The sequence below is a fragment of the Streptomyces sp. NPDC005070 genome (genome assembly GCF_053600395.1).
In genome coordinates this window covers 1-1,477 of the sequence record NZ_JBSFZS010000500.1, presented here as the reverse complement: position 1 = coordinate 1,477, position 1,477 = coordinate 1, and the positions used below count along the sequence as shown (strand labels likewise).

Genomic DNA, 1,477 nt, shown 5'->3' with positions numbered 1-1,477 from the left:
GTTCATCGGTTGCGCGCTCCCCGGCCGCATTCGTGGCTGGCTGATCTGCGGGCCCGCAGGCGTGGGAAAAACCCGCCTGACGGAAGAGTTTCTGGCCCTGGCCGCTACCGGCGAGCGGCCCACGGCGAAAGCCGTGGCCAGTCGGGCTGCGGCCAAGGTCCCCCTCGGCGCGATCGCCCACATCCTGCCTGCCAGCGTCGACATGACCGACCCCGTCCAGGGTTTCCGCACCGTGGCCCAGGCACTGTCGGAACGGTCCCAACCCACCGTCATCCTCGTAGACGACCTGCATCTGCTCGACAGTTCATCCGCTGCCCTGCTCGGCCAGCTCCTCGATTCCGGGACGATAGTCCTGATCGGCACCGCCCGCACCGGTGAGCAGACCAGTGACGTCGTCGAGGCTCTCCTGCAGCGCGGGGACCACATCCGCCGCACCGACCTTGACCACATGATTCGCGACCAGGTCGAAGAACTCCTCCAGCGTGTCCTCAAGGGTCCCGTCAGCCGACGTGCTCTCCACACGCTGTTCAGTGCCAGCGATGGAAACCCGCTGTTCCTGAGAGAACTCGTACTGGGGGCCATAGCCCAGGGGAAACTCACTCTCAACGACGGAGTCTGGGACACCTCGGAAGAACCGCTTCCTGTCACCCCGCGCCTTGGGGACTTGATTGCCGGCAGGATCGCTTCCGCACCGCCGGCGGTACGCCCGCTGCTCGAGGCGATCGCCTTTTGCCGGACGCTCTCCCTCTCTGATGCCACAGCCCTCGCTGACCGCACAGACCTGGAGCACCTCGAGCGATCAGGCATAGTCGAGATCTCTGTCCAGGGGGCCCGGGTGACGGTCACGCTGGCGCACCCTCTGTACGGAGAGGTCATCGCCGCCGGCACCTCCGCTCTCCAGCGCTACGACCTCGCCCTGCGCCAAGCCGCGCGCATCGAGTCTCACGGCCTCAGGCGACGCGATGATGCCCTCCATGTCGCGGCCTGGCGGCTGGCTGCCACCGGCACGGCCGCACCCGCCCTGCTCCGGCAGGCCGCCGCGATCGCCATGAACTCCAATGACAACGAGCAAGCCATCGAACTGCTCACCGCGATCAAAGCCGATCAGCACACCACGGAGAGCCGTGTTCTTCTCGGCCGGGCACTCATGCACACCGGCCAACTCGAACGTGCTGAGGTCGTCCTCGCCGAAGCTGACACCCACGCTCACAGCGACTACGAAAAGATCATTACGGCGACGACTCGCTGCACCAACCTCTTCTGGGCCGACCCTGACCCGGCCCCGGCTGTCGCCGTGTGCACCGCAGCCCGCTCCACTCTGTCCGACCAAACTGGTGGTGCGGTGCGCGACAGCTCCGTCTCGTGACTCCTCCCCCTCGTGAACGAGGGGGCTTCTCGCTATGCCGGTTGGGCTTCGCGACGGACCAGCCCGGCCCGTAGAACGTTGATCGCGCCCACGGTGTCAGCGTGCGTCTGG

General features: G+C 66.8%; 1 protein-coding gene. It reads left to right on the top strand.

The features are described 5' to 3' along the window. Nucleotides 1-1,366, top strand: a 1,366-nt coding sequence (locus ACWEBX_RS40595; protein ID WP_451889704.1) for an AAA family ATPase, incomplete at its 5' end; no start/stop codon positions are given. Nucleotides 1,367-1,477 lie beyond the last annotated feature (111 nt).